Below are 17972 nucleotides of genomic sequence, written 5' to 3' on the forward strand. Positions count from 1 at the left end.
GATACCTTAGATGAAGGAAGTGAGACGACTACCTTAACAGTTGGAGGAGCAAGCGGAACAGGAACAATCAATGATCCAGCAGATCCTACAGTTGCCAGTGTTAGCAGTCCTACGGTTACCGAGGGTACTGACTTAGTTCATACGATTACCTTGAGTGGTAGTACTCCACAGCCAGTTACCTATCCATTTGTATTAGTAGATGGTAGTGCTGTCGCTCCAGGAGATTATACAAATACCCCAGTGTTTAGTGACCCAGGTATTGTTTATGATTCAGTAGCAGGAACGATTACAGTTCCGGCAGGAGTTACAGACTTTACAGTTAGCTATCCTACCGTTGTAGATATTTTAGATGAAGGAGATGAGACTACTACAGTTAGCGTTGGAGGAGAGAGTGGAACAGGAACGATTCAGGATCCATTAGATCCAAGTTTAAGCGTTATCAAAACGGTTCGCGTTACAGGAAGTGTATTGAATGATGTTATCGAGTACGATATTGTAGTTACCAATACTGGAAATGTTACATTAACAGATATCGAAGTTACAGATGCCAATGCAGATGCGGGAAGTATTATTGGAAGTCCAATCGCGAGCTTAGCACCAGGTGCTAGTGTAACGGTTACGGCAAACCAAACTATTACACAGTTAGATCTTGATGCGGGCTATATAGAGAATAGTGCTACAGCTACAGGAGATAGTCCCTTAGGCGGTCCTGATGATGTTCGTGATGATTCAGATGCAGGAGATGAAAGTGTTGAGACACCAGACGGAGACGGTACTACGGATGGTATTCCGGATAATGATCCAACCGTGACTATTTTAAATCCAGACCCTGAATTGACATTAGTGAAGACAGGATTGGCTAGTGGTTCTTCTGTAGGAGATATCATCACCTATACATTTACAGTTACTAATACAGGTAATGTTACCATAGATAATATATTCATAGATGACATACTTACAGGAAGCACAAATCTTTCTGTCAATCCATCTACTTTAGCTCCAGGAGAGGAAGGAATTGCAACTGCAACTTATGCAATTTCTCAAGATGATATTAATAATGGAGAAGTAATTAATAGTGCGACAGTAATGGGTGAGGATCCAAATGGAGATGATGTGATGGATGTATCCGATAACGGTGATGAAACTGTTGATGATAATGGTGATAATGACCCAACTAATGATGAGACAATAACGGATATCGAGCAATTACCTAATTTAGCTTTAACTAAGACAGGTATTTATGTAGATGTTAATGGAGATGACCTACCTAACGTTGGTGACGAGATTCAATATACATTTACAATAGAGAATACTGGTAATGTTGATATTGTCAATATTGTTCTTACAGATCCATTAACAGGTATTGTGTTAACCGGTGGACCAATTGATCTATTAGTTGGTGAAACAGATACTACTACATTTACAGCAACGTATGTTTTAACTGCTGAAGATGTTTTATTAGGAGAGGTATTAAATCAAGCTACTGTTACTGGTCAGGATCCAAGTGGAAATGATGTGGTTGACTTATCTGACGATCCAATAAATACTACAGATGTAGACCTTGATAATGATGGGGATGCAGAAGATGAAACAGTAACCGTTATTGAAGGAGTATTTACAGATGAAGATGACCCTATTATTGTATACACGGGAATTAGCCCTAATGGAGATGGAGTTAATGATGACTTTAGAATTGTAGGGTTGAACAATTTTCCTGACAATACATTAAGAATTTATAACAGATGGGGAGTTCAAGTATTCGAAGAAGAAGGATATGAGCAACCAGGTGTAGAATTATTTAAAGGAATTAGTAACGGAAGGGTTACAATTTCTCAGAAAAATGAGCTGCCTGTAGGTACGTATTACTATGTTTTAGAATATATAAATGCGAGAGGATTGAATACATATAAAGCAGGTTACTTATACATAAACAGATAAATTTATATTTGGAATAGTATATATTTGTTATTCCCTAAATCAAATAAAGATACTTATGAATAGACTATTAACAATATTTGTGCTGATTATATTTGGCTTAATAGCAAATTATGGTATTGCACAACAAGATGCTCAGTATACTCAATATATGTATAATACAATTAGCGTAAATCCTGCATATGCAGGTAGTCGAGGTGTTATGAGTATAATGGGGTTGCATCGTAGTCAATGGGTCGGATTAGATGGAGCCCCAAGAACCCAAACATTAACATTAAATACACCAATAGGTGATAATAATAAAGTTGGGTTGGGACTATCAATAGTTAATGATGAAATAGGTCCAACTAATGAAACGTATTTCGACATTGATTTTTCGTATACAATTCCCACTTCAGAACGAGGTAAACTGAGTTTCGGAGTAAAAGCAGGAGGGCATTTGTTAAATGTTGATTTTGATAGACTATCACAATTCGAAACAGGAGATCCTCTTTTTGGTAATGGTAATATCGATAATAAATTTAGTCCTAACGTAGGTGTTGGATTTTACTATCATACGGATAAATTTTATGTTGGGTTGAGCGCCCCAAATTTATTAGAAACAGACCATTTTGATGAAGGAGCTGAAATAGATGATAATGGTAATTCATCATTTATAGCAGAAGAACGGATTAATTACTACTTAATAGCAGGGCATGTTTTTGATCTTAGTGACACTGTAAAGTTTAAACCAGCTGTACTAAGTAAATTAGTATTTGGAGCTCCACTACAGGTAGATGTTTCTGCTAATTTCTTGTTGTATGACAAATTAACGTTAGGAGTTGGATATAGATGGAGCGCAGCATTTAGTGCTATGGCTGGATTTCAGGTGTCAGATTCTTTAATGATCGGTTTTGCTTATGACAAAGAGACTACAGAATTAGGAAGAACACAATTTAACGATGGTAGTTATGAAGTTATGTTACGTTTTGAACTATTTAGAAAGTATAATAGAATGCTAACACCTAGGTTCTTTTAATTGTAAAGCATTACATAATTCAGATAAGTTAATTTTTAGATTACATAAAATATAGCCAAAAATAAAATGAAGGGATTATTACACAAATTATTATTTGTTATTGTTGGATTTTTCTTTGTGAACTCCATGTTTTCTCAAGAAAGAAAATTAAAAGCGGCACAGAATCAGTATGACAAATACGAATATATCAATGCACAAGAGACCTATCTTAAAGTCGTAAAAAAAGGATACAAGAGTGCAGATTTATATAAGAACCTTGGAAACAGTTATTATTTTAATAGCCAATTTGAGGAAGCTTCAAAATGGTACGAAGAATTAGTGAATTCTTACCCTACTGAAGTCGAGCCAGAATATTACTTCAGGTATGCGCAGACATTGAAATCTGTGGGACGTTACGATGATGCAGATGTGTATATGAAAAAATTTGTAGAAGCTAGTTCAGATGATCAACGTGCTCAATTGTTTCAAGATGAGCCAAATTATCTAAAACGAATAGATTTTCAATCAGGAAGATTTGAGATAGAGAATTCTTCTATTAATTCTTCATTCACTGATTTTGGTTCTGCTTTTTTTGGAAGATTTGTAGTTTTTAGTTCTTCTAGAGATACACTTTTATTCAAAAAAAGTGTTCATCAATGGAATGAAGAGCCATTTTTAGACCTATTTAGAGCAGAATACAATCCTACTAATGGTGAGCTTTCTGAAATTGAGAAATTTGATAGTAAAATAAATAGTAAGTTTCACGAATCCACGCCTATTTTTGCAAAAGATGGTCAAACAGTATATTTTACCAGAAATAATTATGACGGTAGAAAATACGGAAATGATAAAAAAGGAACTAACCGATTAAAAATTTATCGCTCATATAAGAATACACAAGGTAGTTGGACGACTCCTCAAAATTTACCTTTTAATAGTGACCAGTATTCTACAGCACATCCAGCACTTAGTGTAGATGAAAAAACATTATATTTTTCGTCAGATATGCCTGGCGGTGAAGGACAGTCAGATATTTATGAGGTTGCTATAAATTCTGATGGAAGCTTTGGGGAACCTAAAAACTTAGGAAATAGAATCAATACCGAAGGAAAAGAAACTTTTCCTTTTGTAAGTGCCAATAATGATCTTTATTTTGCTTCTGATGGTCATATTGGACTTGGAGGATTAGATGTTTATGTAACCAGGCTTAATCCACAAACAGATGAAGAAAAATTAGTAGTTAATATTGGTAAACCAGTAAATGGCCCGGATGATGACTTTGCTTTTATAGTTGATGATAAATCCAGAAGGGGCTATTTTTCTTCGAATAGAGATGGAGGAAGAGGAAAAGACGATATCTATAGCTTTCTGCAATTAGAAGACCTTAAAAGCTTTTGCGAAATTACAATTGCCGGTATAGTAAAGGATAAAGATACTCAAGAATTATTGCCAGGAGCAAAAGTTTCCATTTATGACAGTAGTAATAATCTTTTAGAGAGTTTTATTGTAGGAGATGATGCAGCATATAGCCACTTGGTAAAATGTAGTTCTAAATATTTCGTACGTGCAGAAAAAGAAGCATATCTAACGTTAGAAAAACTAGTAAATACACCAGGAAAAACAGAAACGGTAGATGTAACGTTATTGTTAGAGAAAAAAGTGAAATCTGCTGATGTAGGAGACGACCTTGCTAAAGTACTATCTCTAAACCCTATTTACTTTGATTTTGATCAACATTATATACGTCCTGATGCAGCAGTAGAATTGGCTAAGGTGATCGAAGTAATGAATCAATATCCAGAGATGAAAATTGATGTAAGATCACATACAGATAGCCATGGTGATGATGCTTATAACCTGTGGTTATCAGAACAAAGAGCAAAATCTACAGTTGATTATATGATTGCTAAAGGAATTTCTGCTGATAGATTGACCAGTAAAGGATATGGAGAAACACAACCTGTTAATGATTGTGGAAATGATTCTAATTGTAGAAAATCAGAATATCAATTAAATAGACGAAGTGAATTTATCATTGTTAAGTAATATATAACAGCCCTATATAGACTAATAATAAATCTTTGTCTATCTAAAACACCTTACTTGTTAAGGTGTTTTTTATTAATAATACCAGTAAATTCAAATGACAAATGGTATAAGTAAACAATTCTTTATTTTATGCCAAAAATGGGATAGATTATGAATTGCTACTACGATTTCGTAGTTTTGGGGCAATACAAAGAAATGGAAGAAGAAAAAGTCATTTTAGTCAATGAAAATGATGAGCAAATTGGGCTAATGCCTAAGCTTGAAGCGCACGAAAAAGCACTATTACATAGAGCATTTTCTGTTTTTATTCTTAATGATAAACAAGAATTAATGCTACAACAACGAGCTCAACATAAATATCATTCACCAGGGTTATGGACAAATACTTGCTGTAGCCATCAACGAGAAGGAGAAACTAATCTGGAAGCAGGAACTAGAAGATTGCAGGAAGAAATGGGATTTACTACTCCACTTAAAGAAACTATATCATTTATATACAAAGCACCATTTGATAACGGTCTTACTGAACATGAATTAGATCATGTGATGGTTGGACATTATGAAAATAATCCGGTAATCAATCCAGAAGAAGTTGAAGATTGGAAATGGATGGCGATTGAGGATATAAAAGAAGACATGGCTAAGAATCCTAACCTATATACGGCTTGGTTTAAAATTATTTTTGATAAATTTTACTCACACATCACATTATGAAGATAAAAGCCTGTAGGAAAGCACATTTTAACGCAGCACATCGATTGTACAGAAAAGATTGGAGTGATGAAAAAAACACTCAGGTTTTTGGAAAATGTAGTAACCCGCTATATCACGGACATAATTACGAATTAAATGTTGCTGTAATAGGTGATATTGATCCTGAAACGGGTTTCTTAATTGATTTAAAGATATTAAAAGACTATATCAAATCTGAAGTAGAGGATTATATGGATCATAAAAATCTCAATGAAGAAGTTGAAGAGTTTAAGAATTTAAATCCTACTGCAGAAAATATAGCTGTGGTGATATGGAATAGACTTCGTAAAAAGTTAGAGTCAAAATATGATATAGAAGTTACATTATATGAAACTCCAAGAAACTATGTAATCTATAATGGCAAATAATAACTATGGGATTAGAAGTAGGAGACAAGGTTCCTGGATTTTTAGCTAAAACAGATACTAGAGAAGAGTTCCTTAGTAATGAGTTTATTGGTAAAAAACCTTTAGTAGTTTATTTTTATCCTAAAAACTTTACCCCAGGATGTATAAAAGAAGCTTGTGACTTTAGAGATAGTTACGAAGATTTTAAAAATATGGGAGTAGAGGTGATAGGAATAAGTTCTGATAGTGTTAAATCTCACGAAAGATTTAAAAACAAATATAGATTACCATTCATTTTTTTATCAGATGAGAAAGGCGATCTCAGAAAGGTTTTTGGAGTAAAAGCTGGCCTGTTCGGAATGTTGCCAGGTAGAGAAACCTTTGTAATTGATAAAGAAGGAATAATTAGGCTAAAATTTAATAGTATCAATGCGTCACAACATTTGAAACAAGCTATTAAAAAAACCAAAGAAATGATGAATGAATAAAGATTCACTATATATATTAAAATTTAAACCAATCCTTAAAGAAAAGATATGGGGAGGGTCTAAACTAAACAATCTTTTAGATAAAGAACCAAAAGGTTCTTCTATCGGTGAAAGTTGGGAAATAAGTGATGTAGAAGGAGAACAATCTGTAGTAATTAATGGATCTTTTAGAGGAAAAACGTTAAAAGATCTTTTGACTCATCACCAAGAAAAACTGGTAGGAGAAAAGAATTTTAAACGTTTTGGGACTAAGTTTCCTTTACTTATTAAGTTTATTGATGCTAAGGAAGATCTTTCCGTACAATTACATCCAGGTGATGAAATAGCCAAACGAAAACATAATTCTCTTGGTAAGACTGAAATGTGGTACGTTACTCAAGCTGACGAAAATGCTAATATTATTATTGGTTTTAATCAGAAAGTAAGCCCTGAGTTGTATCAAAAACATGTCAACAAAAAAACTATAAAGGATATTTTGCATTATGAACTAGTATCTTCTGGAGATACGTTTTTTGTGTATTCTGGATTGATACATGCAATCGGAAAAGGAGTATTATTGGCAGAAATACAGCAAACATCAGATATAACATATCGCGTTTACGATTGGGATCGTAAGGATACCAATGGAGTTTATAGAGAACTTCATCAAGAAGACGCTTTAGAAGCAATAGATTTTAATAATAGTACGGATTATAGGGTATCCTATGATTCTAAGAAGAATGAAGTAACAGGTTTAGTTAATTGTCCTCATTTTATAACAAATATTATAGAAGTTGATTCGGAAGTTTTATTATCACATAAGGTATTTGATTCTTTTGTGATTTATATGTGCGTGGAAGGTGAAGCAGAAATAATTAATGGAGAACAGAAAATAGCTATTAGCTTAGGGGAAACCATTTTGGTTCCTGCATCTATAAATGAAGTAAAAGTTATCTCAAAAGGAGTAAAACTTTTACAGACCTATATTTAAAACTAAAACCGTTTGATAAATGGTTTAAAAGACTAATTTTGCATAAAATATATTAAAAATGGCAAATAAAAGAAATCTAAAGAAGGATATTAACTACGTATTAGGTGATATTATAGAAGAGGTGTATATCTGGGAAGAAAACAATCCTGATAAAGATAAAAAAGCAGGAGAAGTTATTATTGATGAGGCGATCACATCTTTTGATGCATTTATGGCTAGAGTTAGTGATCGTAATGTAGAAAATGCAGCGAAACACTTTAAGTCTATTAAAGAAGATTTAGAAAAAACAGCTAAATCTTTAGCTGAAAAAGTAAATTCATTATAATTTTTTTAAAAAAGTATTTGCAAATATGATTACAGAAATTATATTTGCAACCGCTTTGCCGATGTAGCTCAGCTGGCTAGAGCAGCTGATTTGTAATCAGCAGGTCGTGGGTTCGAGTCCCTCCATCGGCTCTTCAAAGTGTAAATCCCAATTTCGAAAGGAGTTGGGATTTTTTCATGTAATATTACAAGAATTTGTAGGATGTTATTCTTAAACAAAGTCGAATACATTCTTGATTCAGAATAACATAAAGATATCGTATAGTGAACTAAAAGTGAAGTTTGATGCTTTTACAGTACAGTTTAATAACACGAAAAGATAGATACTATCTTCTATTCTTTTTTTTAAATTTAATTTTCCTTTTTTGCTTCCTTAGCTTTTCGTTCAGCTAAGTATTCTTTAAGCTGTTTTCCGTAGATTGATTTTTTAACTCTCGGGGATAAAGATTTTGCCACGGTATCTAGATATTTGATGTTAGCATCAAAAACTTCGTTAAGTGTTATATACGGAGCTACTTCTAGTTTTCTATTATTGATGGCAAAATTAATTGTATATAAATATTTCTGTCTTAATAAATTTTTGTAAGCCTTGTCGTTTTCAGTTAATTTCTCTTCGTCATTTTGTTTTTTAGCTTCGTAGTCTTCCTTAATGATTCTCAGATTTCTTTCATTAAATCTTTTATTCATTTTGTTAAATTCTACTAGTTTTGCCTGATTTTTTCCTCCTACAATAATAGCGTCTCTATCAAAACCATTTAAAGAAGTATTGATTACAACTTCTCCAGCTTCTGCAAAAAATTCTATGCGGTCATTAAATTGAGTACCGTCGTGTTTGTCAAGATATAGATAATGTATTTCAGGTTCCAGAACATCTGTTTGAAATGCAAATTGTGGATCACCATCAATAATCAAAGAATCAAGATTTACTAAAATAGTATCCTGTATCTTTTGAAGATAAAGAGTTCCTTTTTTAAGCCCTTGTACAGTTCCACTTATTGAAACATTTCCTTTTTTCTTTTGAGTACTACAGCCTAGTACAAGAATAGCTAAAAATAAGACGGCAGAAATTCGTTGCATTGATAGTTTTTTGATTTAAAAAAATTGGAGTACAAAGATGCTATAAATTAGATTGAAAAACTAACTTCCAGATGCAATTTGCATTAATATTGTACACAGAATTGCACCATAAGTTCCTACTACATATCCGAAAACGGCTAATAGAACACCAACAGTAGCAAGAGACGGATGAAAAGCGGCTGCAACTACTGGAGCAGAGGCTGCTCCGCCAATATTTGCTTTACTACCTACGGCAAGGAAAAAGTATGGTGCTTTTATAATTTTAGCTACTACAATAAGTAATAATACATGTATCAGCATCCAAACCACTCCGATACCAATTAGTCCAGGATTTTTTAATATTTGAGTTAAATCCATTTTCATACCAATAGTTGCGACCAATATATAAATAAAGATACTCCCTATTTTACTGGCTCCGGCACCTTCATACTTTTTTGCTTTGGTATACGATAATAAAATTCCAATGGCAGTCGCTATAGTAATCATCCAGAAAAACTGAGAAGTAAACGATGATAATGCCGAGCTTTTGTCGTTAAAAATTTCAAAATTATCAGATAAGAAATCAGACATACCATTGGCTCCCCAATGTGCCAATCCAACGGTAGTAAATGCAATGGAAAGCATAACCATATAATCCGTCAATGTGGGATTTCTAGTAATACTCTCCGAATAGGAAGATACCTTTTCTTTAAGGGATTCTATGGCACTACTATCTGCTTTGAGCCAACGATCAATTTTTTCACTTTTGCCAATACCAATAAGTAGAATAGCCATCCATATTTGAGCAACCACGATATCCACTAATACCATACCACCATATTTATCCGGATTATACTCATAAATTTCCAGCATAGCGGCCTGATTGGCGCCTCCACCGATCCAGCTACCAGCTAGTGTAGATAATCCTCTCCAGACAGCATCAAATCCAGCTCCTCCTACAGTTTCTGGTGAGAATATAGAGATGATTAATATGGCTAAAGGACCACCAATAATAACACCTACTGTACCTGTGAAGAACATTATCAATGCCTTTGGACCTAGATTAAATATTCCTTTTAGATCAATACTTAAAGTCATTAAAACTAATGAAGCAGGTAATAAATACCTACTAGCTATGTAATATACGTCGGATGATTTTTTTATAAGTTCTCCGTCCGAATCTAACTCTTTCCATTCAGGAGCAATGATTCCAAGAGAAGTAAATATTGCCGGAATAAAATAGCAAAGTAAAAGAGCAGGAACAAACTTATAGAACCCTTTCCAAAAACTTGTTTTAATTGAAGATGTATAAAATACCAGTCCTAGACATAGAAATAGTATTCCAAAAACTATAGTGTCATTGGTAAAAAAAGGAGCATTTTCCATAGTGTGAGTTCATTTTTTTGTGAGATGGGTTGCAAAATACAATTTTTGTAAAGATTTAAATTTATTCCTTTTCGTATTTTGAAAATAACTCACATATAGAAATGATTTCCGAAGCTCTTGTTTTTAAAGTTATAAGCTTTTATTGGCGAATAAGGTAGTAAGAAAACCCTTTATCATCTTCATCCAATACTTGCACAAATAATTTTGAATCATTAATTTTTTGATACTGAATTTTTCTAGGAAAATCGTGTGATAAATTTTCAAATGAAAGTTTATCCGTTATAGAGTTATTTAAGGTAAAGTTGATTGTTTTTCCATCATTTTGATTGGGTACGGTAGCTTGGTATATAATTGTATCATTTATTTTTTTTATAAGGAGATGTTCTGAAACTTTTTTAATTCTCTCAATTAATTTATATGAAACTCCAATAAATTGATCGCCTTTTTCTTTTTTCCATTCTTCATAAGTAGTTTTGTTTTCAATCTTCCATACTCCGACCATAAAATTTAATTCTTTTATTTCAGTTTGACCTATACAGGAGTTTAAAAAACATAAGGTTATAAATATGATGCTGGTGTAATTTACTTTTTTCATAATTGTTAAGTTTTAATAAAAAGTAAATATATTTTAGAGATGTATAGTAGTATTGTAAAAAACCGACAACTTACTTTTTTAGGAAAAAATTTGCCATATTTTCATCAGTAAAACCATATTTCGAGGGGTCTTCTCCAGTAAATTCCTTGAAGTTTTTTATAAAATGAGATTGATCATAAAAGCCTGCCAAATAGGTGATATCGGACCAATTGAAGTCTTGGTGATTGAGTAAATCAAATATGTTTGAAAAACGAATAACTCTGCTAAATAATTTTGGTGTTAGTCCTATATGTGACTTAAAATAGCGCTCCAAACTTCTTTCACTTATACCAGTTTGTTCATAAACATCACTTAAAAGTACTTTTCCTTTTTTGCTAATAATTAATTCTACAGCTTCTTGACCATTAGTAGATACGCTGTTTTTTGAATCATAAAAATCTAACAAGTGGTTTTCTATATGTTTAATTTTTTTATCAAATATACTATTCCCAATAGCAATTTGTTTGATTGTTTTTAGTTTTTCCAGAAGACTTTTAGGGATATCAATTACATTGTTTGTAATCTGAAACATCTCTATATTAAAAAGGGTTTTTAAGGCCCAAGGCTGAAATTTAATGGCAAATATCCTTGTTTTACCAGTGTTTTCAAGATAAAAATAATTTTTGATCTGCCCGGCTATTAAACTCATCCCTTGCTCCGACCAGTGACCTTGGATATTAGTTTTATAAGGTTGGCCATAGTGAAAAATCATTTCAGGATATCCATCCGGAATAATTTTCTCTTTCCTTATGGTTTGATCTGATTCACTATCAACCATCCAAAAATTTTTTACAGTTTTGGATAATTGAGTATTCGGTTCTTTTTGTTTGTAAATCAATTATTAGTGTTGTAAATAGATTTTATTAATCATTAATCCAACTCTTCAAGATTGTTATTTGTTTTTTAGTGGCATCTGGATTTTGTTTTAGAACAATCTTTTCTACAGTAGGCGCAATTACCTTAGAAGTAAGTTTTAATATATTTTGATCTCGTTCTATAATAAAAACAATATCATCGCCAATATTCCATTTACTAGAATCACTAAAAAGGTCATAGATGTTTTTAATTGTGTATTTTTTATTATTAATACCTAATAAAAAATCACCACTTTTTATCCCTATATTTCTTAAAAAATTGTTGCGTTCTGCACCAGCAGTAAAAACTACTTTTTTGTTGGATTCAGAGCCTTTGATAAAAGGTTCTTGTTCATGAATAAAATAGGCAGATGGAATTTCTATTGTATTGTAGATCAATCCAGCTTTTTCCAAATAAAAACCATAATCAATAGGTGTATTGTTTACTACGTGAGACTCTAAAAAATCTGCTACTTCTGGGTAAGAAACTTCTTTTATTATTTCAATCAACTCAGCATCCTTAAAAGGTTTTTCACTACCAAATCTGCCAGATAATCCTCTAATTAGATCTACAATGCCATAAGCTCCATTACTTTTTTCACGCATAATGATATCAATACACATAGAAATCAGAGCCCCTTTTTCGTATACATTACGATAATTGTCCAGGTATGGATCTTGTAAGATGTTTTTACTCATTTTAGTAAAAGACATAGTATCATCAAATACTTTGGAGTTGTTTATCTTTTCCAGAATTCTTTCGAAAAAATCTTCTTTGCCAATAAGTGCCTGATTTATTTGAAACAGTATTGAGAAATACTCTGTTGTTCCTTCATAAAGCCATAAATGTTCAGACATTTTTGGGTTGTTGTAATCAAAATCATGAATTTCCTCAGAATGTATGCTTAGTGGTGTAACAATATGAAAAAATTCATGCGAAACAACATCGGTTAGTGATTCATTTAATTTTTCAAGGGGTATAGATTCAGGAAGAACAACTACTGTAGATGTATTATGTTCTAACGCACCAAAACCTTTAGCATCATCATTTTTGGCAGAAGAAAGGTATAGTAAAACACTGTATTTTTTTGTTGTATTTATAGGTCCTAAAAAATTCTTTTGTGCCCTGATCACTCGTTCCATTTGTGGCATCAATTGTGCCGCTCGATGCAATTTATTTGGAGAATAGACACTTAGCAAAATTTCAATCTCATTAATATTAAAGGTTACTTTATCCGGAATCGAATACATTATGGGATAATCAGCCAAATCAGCGTATCTTTTAAATACAAAAAGGTCGGTGTCATACTTGGCACCTGCCTGAGGTTCTTTAGGTAAATATTCGGATAAAGAAGTAGAAGCTTCCATATCCAAAGGGTGTTTAATAAAAAGATTATATTTCTTTTCTTTCATTTTATCAAAATATCCTACGAAAGCATATAGATTTAAAACGAAATTTTTATTACTTAAGATGTTTGTTCCTGTTGGAGAAAATATTTGATGAGTACCTTCAGTATCAAAAGTATCATTCACTAAATAAGTTATGGAACTTAACCGTTTTGAATTATTAATTTTCCAACGATTATCTCCAAGCTTTTCTACCAATAGTTCATTTCCTTGATTATCAAAAGCTTTAAATTCTTCAATATATTTTCCGTAATTATTATTTTGATAAGTGCCAGGAACGATTTTAGGGAGATAATAACTAACCGTGTCTTTTGTTAAATTGGTTACTTTTAGTTCTACTTTTACTTTATCATTGATAATATTTACTAAATCCAAAGAAGCTATAATAGGGGTATGATCTACTGTCATTGTAGATTCTGCAGTTTTACAACCCACTACAGAATTTAATACAGCGATGTAAAGGATTAGAATTCTAATCTGGTTAATTTTTCTTAGCACAAGTATTAGATATTGTTTTTAATATATGTAGCTACACCATCTTCTTTTCCGGATAGGGTAACTACATCAGCAATTTTTAAGGTTTCAGGCTTAGCGTTGGCAACTGCAACTCCAGTGCCAACAGCTTTTATCATAGCAATATCGTTATAATTATCGCCAAAAGCTACTGCATCTGATAGAGAAATTTTATAATGCGTGTTCAGCAACAATTCGATGGCAGTTAATTTTGAAATGCTTTTATGAGCAACCTCTATATATGTTGGTTTGGAGCGATATAAATGTAATGTATTACTAAAATTGGTTTCCAAAAATCTAAATGCCTGATCAATGTATTTTTCATCACCCATACACATGATTTTATGAGCACCTTTACTTTTAGTTTTCCAGTTTTCAATAACTTCTTTAGTTGATTTTACTACAGGAGTTACTTTAGTGTTTTGAGCTTCTCTATTAGCCCAAAAATCCATTTGAGGTACAAACCAATCATCATCGTGGTATAAGCTTATATGAAATAAGTTATCCTTATTAAATGTATGTAGCTTTTGTATAATATTTGGAGCTATGAACGTAGAATGAATTGGTTTTTTATCGACTAGAATTAATCCACCATTATAACAAATTAAAGGAAGGTGGGTAATATTTAGTTCTTCTTGTAAATGTGTCATAGCACTTGGCATGCGAGAAGAAATTAATATAACGGGAATAGTATCTTTTATGCGTTTTATCTCAGAAATAGTGAAGTCAGAAAGTTCTCTTTCGGCATTAAGAAGTGTTCCATCGATATCAGAAAATACAATGCGATGTGGATTCAATAATATAAGATTTGGGTTACTAAATTTTACAGATTGGTTATTTGTTCACGAAGTTAATAATACTGCTGGTAACTTCGGGCATAATTTTTAACCAGTATTCATTATAGGATTTATGATTTTCTAATCTACTTCCTTTTATCTCTCTGAGAATGTGATTCATGTTTTCTATAATTACATAATCGGCATTAGGAACAGCCTCCTTTAATTTTTCTGCTTCAGAAACTTCCACCTGTAGATCCTTATCACCTTGTAATATTAGAATAGGGATGTCTATGTTTTTTATTTCATCTGATGGAGTATATTTTATCCAGGATTTCATAAAATGCTGTAACTTATAACTAAAAATAGATTCTAGCGCCGGATCATAATTCATAGCTCTTCCTTTTTCTTTTAAGTCAGTAAATGCTACTGCTGCACTTTTATCCAATCCTGGCGCCTGTTTTTCAAGTTGCTGAATAACAATTTGATCTACAGATTGCGCATTTCCGGCGATAGATATAAATCCATCTACATCGTTTTTAGCAGCCATAATCCCTATCAATGAACCTTGACCATGACCGGCTAAAATAATCTTGGTGTAATTTCCGTTTTTTCGAAAATATTCTACAATTGATTGTGCATCTTGAATAAAGTGGTCTAGTGAGATTTCATGTTCTCGAATACCAAGAGCATCAATTTTAAAAAGTCTTTTATCATATCTATATGTGGCAATACCTTGCTTTGCTAAGTCGATAGCTAATAATTTAAAAGCATCATTCTTAGACATTCTGTCATTACCTTCTCTATTGATAGCTCCTGCATCCATAATAAAAATAACAAGAGGAACACGATCATCAGAATATGGAGTAGCCAAGGTTCCTTCAATAAAACGATTTACTCTAACAATAGCAGAGTTATATTCTTTTTCTTCACTCGCTTCTTTTTCTTGTGCTAAACAAAATGTTGTAATGGCAATCAGTAAAATTGAAAACCGTGTTTTCATAGATATAGGGGTTTATAGGATCTGTATGTAAGAAACGACAAATATGTTGCCATATTTTAGGGTTAATTCTTTTTGATCAAAATGTATTATAAAAATAACATTTAACGATTCACTAACATACCCTTTTTTATCTTTGCTTCAAAATATAAAATTATGAATACTCGCTACATTATACTTTTATTACTTCTTACTATTTCTATTAAGGGATTTTCAGTAACCGAGGATTGGGGAAAAACCGGACATAGAGTTACAGGAGAAATTGCAGATAACTATCTTACGAAAAAAGCTAAGAGAAATATCGCAGAACTTCTGAAGGGTAAAGGATTAGCTTTCGTGTCTATTTATGCGGATGAAATTAAAAGTGATGATAGATATAGAGTATATAGCCCTTGGCATTATGTTAATTTTTCTTTTGATAAAAAGTATGGAGAGGATACACCTAGCGAGCGCGGTGATTTAATCCAGGGAATACAAAAATGTATAGAGATATTAAAAAGTGACACTGCTTCTGAAGAAGATAAAGAGTTTTATCTTAAAATGTTGGTACATTTTATAGGTGATTTACATCAACCATTACATGTTGGTAGAGGAGAAGATAAAGGGGGAAATGACATTCAGGTACGTTGGTTTAATGATGGTTCTAATTTACATAGAGTTTGGGATAGTGAGATGATTGATTATTATAAAATGAGCTATACAGAATTGGCTAACAATGCAGATGAATTATCGTTGTCAGAAGTAGAAGCTATAGAAAAAGGAGATGTTTTGGATTGGATTTATGAATCTCAAAGTCTTGCAAAAAAAGTGTACGCTTCGGCTAATATAGGAGAAAAGTTAGGTTATAAATATGTATACAATCATTTTCCAACTGTACGCTCTCAACTACAAAAAGGAGGAATACGATTAGCTAAAATATTAAATGATATTTTTGGGTAAAAGAATTTTTTTTACTCACTAACAGCAAGATCCTTTCGATATTGCTTAGGAGACATAGAGAAATATTTTTTAAAAGTTTTGGTAAGGTGACTCTCATCAGTATATCCCAATTGATATGCAATTTCTGCAATAGTAAACTCGGTGTTTTGTAACCTGTATTCGACCAGTTTCATTTTATACTTAGTCACATATTGATGGATTGACTCTCCGGTGGCTTTCTTAAAATATGTACTGATAGAGCTCTGAGACATATTAAACTTATCTGCCATATAATTTATCTTAGTGAGATCATTATCATATACATTTTGCCTAATATGACCTAGTATTTGATCTATTCTAGAATCATTTAATGATACATTTCTGTTATTAGAACTGTATTTAGCAGAAATATTCCGAACAATAATACTTAATATAGTACTGATTGCATTAGAAATGATTTCCTGGTAATATATTTTCTCATTTTTAAATTCTTCCATTACCACATTATGAATATCCCAGATAATCCTGCGGTCTTCTTCGTGAGAGATTACATCTCCGGGAATAATATTGGGATGATGAAGAAGTTGCTCGATTCTCTGAAGCCAATATTTCCTATCGGGTAAGTTGACTTTACTCGAAAATAAAAGTTCGGTAAACTTAAAATGTGTAAATGCAGAGTGCTTTTCTATTTCAAAATGATGCGTGTCTTCAGGCGCTAAGAGAAATATATCATCCTTTTTATAACGAAACCGAATTCCATTAATAGTATGATAACCGCTTCCATTCTCAACAAAAATAATCTCAAAATAATTATGATTATGTGGTTCCGCTTCCCATTTATCAAATGAATATTGATGTACAACAAAGGTCTCGTGTAAGGTATAACGATTCATAATCAATTTTTCTTTTGTCTTAAAGTTACAAAAATAAAATCAAACAAAATAACTGTTTTATACTTGTATTTTTAAACTATATCATTTGATGTTGTTGATAATTAGTTGATTATGTTTTTATTGTACAAGTTGTTACGATAGTTTTACAAGTAAATAGCATGAGAGACTTATATTTTTGCAGCGCGAATTTTTTACACAAATCAGCGATGAAATTTAGAATTTATTTATATGCTATTGCAAGAATATTATTTGGACTAGCATTAACGTTTAATGGGGCTTATAACGTAATTGTTTATCCTAAGTTTTTAGCTTGTTTAGATGATCATTTCGAAAGAACTACCATACTTGATTTTGAAATTATAGAATTTTTTCTAGTATTAGTTCCCTTTGCTGAGTTTATTATTGGTTTGCTTCTGATGATTGGTTGTTATACTAGAAAAGTTTTAATATCCTCTATAATTTTATTTTTATTTATAGTTATGTATTTGTTAGACGCAAATTCTGAAATTATGATATTTGTTTATACAGTTTTCTTACTGATGTCTGGAATTTTATTAAGAAAGGATAATTATAATCTAAAATCGATGGATTATTCCAGAGACTCTTACCAAATGATATAAATAAGTAGTGATACTCATCATATGGGATTCTAACAGTTGACCTTGTTTAAAA

Annotated in this window: 18 protein-coding genes and 1 tRNA gene; 11 read left to right on the forward strand and 8 right to left on the reverse strand. The window is 32.0% G+C overall.

Annotated features, from left to right (window positions below):
- From Q0910_RS00005 to Q0910_RS00045, 9 genes are all read left to right on the forward strand, one after another.
- A partial coding sequence (locus Q0910_RS00005) for a gliding motility-associated C-terminal domain-containing protein (protein ID WP_299210775.1) occupies positions 1 to 1938 on the forward strand: 1938 nt, incomplete at its 5' end.
- 55 nt (positions 1939 to 1993) lie between these two features.
- Complete coding sequence (locus Q0910_RS00010) at positions 1994 to 2953, forward strand: type IX secretion system membrane protein PorP/SprF (protein ID WP_299210779.1); 960 nt, start codon at positions 1994 to 1996, stop codon at positions 2951 to 2953.
- A gap of 66 nt (positions 2954 to 3019) precedes the next feature.
- Positions 3020 to 4978 carry an OmpA family protein gene (locus tag Q0910_RS00015; protein WP_299210784.1) on the forward strand — a complete coding sequence of 653 codons (1959 nt, stop codon included), beginning with the start codon at positions 3020 to 3022 and terminating at the stop codon, positions 4976 to 4978.
- Positions 4979 to 5176: 198 nt separating this feature from the next.
- Positions 5177 to 5695, forward strand: a complete 519-nt coding sequence (gene idi / locus Q0910_RS00020; protein ID WP_299212659.1) for an isopentenyl-diphosphate Delta-isomerase — start codon at positions 5177 to 5179, stop codon at positions 5693 to 5695.
- Complete coding sequence (locus Q0910_RS00025) at positions 5692 to 6102, forward strand: 6-carboxytetrahydropterin synthase (protein WP_299210787.1); 411 nt, start codon at positions 5692 to 5694, stop codon at positions 6100 to 6102. The genes idi and Q0910_RS00025 overlap by 4 nt, the downstream gene beginning before the upstream one ends.
- A gap of 5 nt (positions 6103 to 6107) precedes the next feature.
- A complete protein-coding gene (locus tag Q0910_RS00030; RefSeq protein ID WP_299210789.1) occupies positions 6108 to 6569 on the forward strand; it encodes a peroxiredoxin in 462 nt (153 codons plus the stop codon).
- On the forward strand, positions 6562 to 7539 hold the full coding sequence (locus Q0910_RS00035; RefSeq protein WP_299210791.1) for a type I phosphomannose isomerase catalytic subunit: 978 nt from the start codon (positions 6562 to 6564) through the stop codon (positions 7537 to 7539). Before Q0910_RS00030 ends, Q0910_RS00035 begins: the two co-directional genes overlap by 8 nt.
- Positions 7540 to 7597: 58 nt before the next feature.
- On the forward strand, positions 7598 to 7864 hold the full coding sequence (locus tag Q0910_RS00040; RefSeq protein WP_298546861.1) for a hypothetical protein: 267 nt from the start codon (positions 7598 to 7600) through the stop codon (positions 7862 to 7864).
- A 57-nt stretch (positions 7865 to 7921) separates the two neighbouring features.
- Positions 7922 to 7995: transfer RNA gene (locus tag Q0910_RS00045), tRNA-Thr, on the forward strand.
- Positions 7996 to 8214: 219 nt separating this feature from the next.
- Here Q0910_RS00045 and Q0910_RS00050 read toward each other — a convergent pair.
- The 7 genes from Q0910_RS00050 to Q0910_RS00080 form a co-directional block, all read right to left on the reverse strand.
- Positions 8215 to 8940, reverse strand: a complete 726-nt coding sequence (locus tag Q0910_RS00050; protein ID WP_299210795.1) for a DUF4369 domain-containing protein — start codon at positions 8938 to 8940, stop codon at positions 8215 to 8217.
- 60 nt (positions 8941 to 9000) lie between these two features.
- Complete coding sequence (locus tag Q0910_RS00055) at positions 9001 to 10305, reverse strand: DUF819 family protein (RefSeq protein WP_299210798.1); 1305 nt, start codon at positions 10303 to 10305, stop codon at positions 9001 to 9003.
- 139 nt (positions 10306 to 10444) lie between these two features.
- Positions 10445 to 10900, reverse strand: coding sequence for a DUF6265 family protein (locus tag Q0910_RS00060; RefSeq protein WP_299210801.1), 456 nt, complete (start codon positions 10898 to 10900; stop codon positions 10445 to 10447).
- Positions 10901 to 10970: 70 nt separating this feature from the next.
- Positions 10971 to 11777, reverse strand: a complete 807-nt coding sequence (locus tag Q0910_RS00065; RefSeq protein ID WP_366142616.1) for a helix-turn-helix transcriptional regulator — start codon at positions 11775 to 11777, stop codon at positions 10971 to 10973.
- A gap of 25 nt (positions 11778 to 11802) precedes the next feature.
- The gene (locus Q0910_RS00070) at positions 11803 to 13698 is read right to left on the reverse strand and encodes a peptidase M61 (RefSeq protein WP_299210807.1); all 1896 of its coding nucleotides are present in this window, start codon (positions 13696 to 13698) and stop codon (positions 11803 to 11805) included.
- Between the two features lie 5 nt (positions 13699 to 13703).
- Positions 13704 to 14510, reverse strand: coding sequence for a Cof-type HAD-IIB family hydrolase (locus Q0910_RS00075; protein ID WP_299210810.1), 807 nt, complete (start codon positions 14508 to 14510; stop codon positions 13704 to 13706).
- Between the two features lie 37 nt (positions 14511 to 14547).
- Entirely contained in the window at positions 14548 to 15492 is a 945-nt protein-coding gene (locus Q0910_RS00080) for an alpha/beta hydrolase (RefSeq protein ID WP_299210812.1), read from the reverse strand.
- A gap of 153 nt (positions 15493 to 15645) precedes the next feature.
- Here Q0910_RS00080 and Q0910_RS00085 point away from each other — a divergent pair, with 153 nt between their 5' ends.
- On the forward strand, positions 15646 to 16428 hold the full coding sequence (locus tag Q0910_RS00085) for a S1/P1 nuclease (protein ID WP_299210815.1): 783 nt from the start codon (positions 15646 to 15648) through the stop codon (positions 16426 to 16428).
- Between the two features lie 11 nt (positions 16429 to 16439).
- Here the strand turns inward: Q0910_RS00085 and Q0910_RS00090 are convergent, their stop codons facing one another.
- Positions 16440 to 17300, reverse strand: coding sequence for an AraC family transcriptional regulator (locus Q0910_RS00090; RefSeq protein WP_299210818.1), 861 nt, complete (start codon positions 17298 to 17300; stop codon positions 16440 to 16442).
- 206 nt (positions 17301 to 17506) lie between these two features.
- Here Q0910_RS00090 and Q0910_RS00095 point away from each other — a divergent pair, with 206 nt between their 5' ends.
- Positions 17507 to 17920 (forward strand): hypothetical protein, encoded by a 414-nt coding sequence (locus tag Q0910_RS00095; RefSeq protein WP_299210821.1) that lies wholly within the window; start codon positions 17507 to 17509, stop codon positions 17918 to 17920.
- Positions 17921 to 17972: the final 52 nt, after the last annotated feature.

The organism is uncultured Aquimarina sp., from assembly GCF_947495315.1.
Taxonomy (GTDB): domain Bacteria; phylum Bacteroidota; class Bacteroidia; order Flavobacteriales; family Flavobacteriaceae; genus Aquimarina.

Coding starts and splice junctions, on each gene's coding strand:
- Q0910_RS00025 (WP_299210787.1), top strand. CDS start 5,692: ATGAAGATAAAAGCCTGTAGGAAAGCACATTTTAACGCAGCACATCGA.
- idi (WP_299212659.1), top strand. CDS start 5,177: ATGGAAGAAGAAAAAGTCATTTTAGTCAATGAAAATGATGAGCAAATT.
- Q0910_RS00030 (WP_299210789.1), top strand. CDS start 6,108: ATGGGATTAGAAGTAGGAGACAAGGTTCCTGGATTTTTAGCTAAAACA.
- Q0910_RS00055 (WP_299210798.1), bottom strand. CDS start 10,305: ATGGAAAATGCTCCTTTTTTTACCAATGACACTATAGTTTTTGGAATA.
- Q0910_RS00035 (WP_299210791.1), top strand. CDS start 6,562: ATGAATAAAGATTCACTATATATATTAAAATTTAAACCAATCCTTAAA.
- Q0910_RS00080 (WP_299210812.1), bottom strand. CDS start 15,492: ATGAAAACACGGTTTTCAATTTTACTGATTGCCATTACAACATTTTGT.
- Q0910_RS00095 (WP_299210821.1), top strand. CDS start 17,507: ATGAAATTTAGAATTTATTTATATGCTATTGCAAGAATATTATTTGGA.
- Q0910_RS00015 (WP_299210784.1), top strand. CDS start 3,020: ATGAAGGGATTATTACACAAATTATTATTTGTTATTGTTGGATTTTTC.
- Q0910_RS00085 (WP_299210815.1), top strand. CDS start 15,646: ATGAATACTCGCTACATTATACTTTTATTACTTCTTACTATTTCTATT.
- Q0910_RS00050 (WP_299210795.1), bottom strand. CDS start 8,940: ATGCAACGAATTTCTGCCGTCTTATTTTTAGCTATTCTTGTACTAGGC.
- Q0910_RS00090 (WP_299210818.1), bottom strand. CDS start 17,300: ATGAATCGTTATACCTTACACGAGACCTTTGTTGTACATCAATATTCA.
- Q0910_RS00010 (WP_299210779.1), top strand. CDS start 1,994: ATGAATAGACTATTAACAATATTTGTGCTGATTATATTTGGCTTAATA.
- Q0910_RS00040 (WP_298546861.1), top strand. CDS start 7,598: ATGGCAAATAAAAGAAATCTAAAGAAGGATATTAACTACGTATTAGGT.
- Q0910_RS00060 (WP_299210801.1), bottom strand. CDS start 10,900: ATGAAAAAAGTAAATTACACCAGCATCATATTTATAACCTTATGTTTT.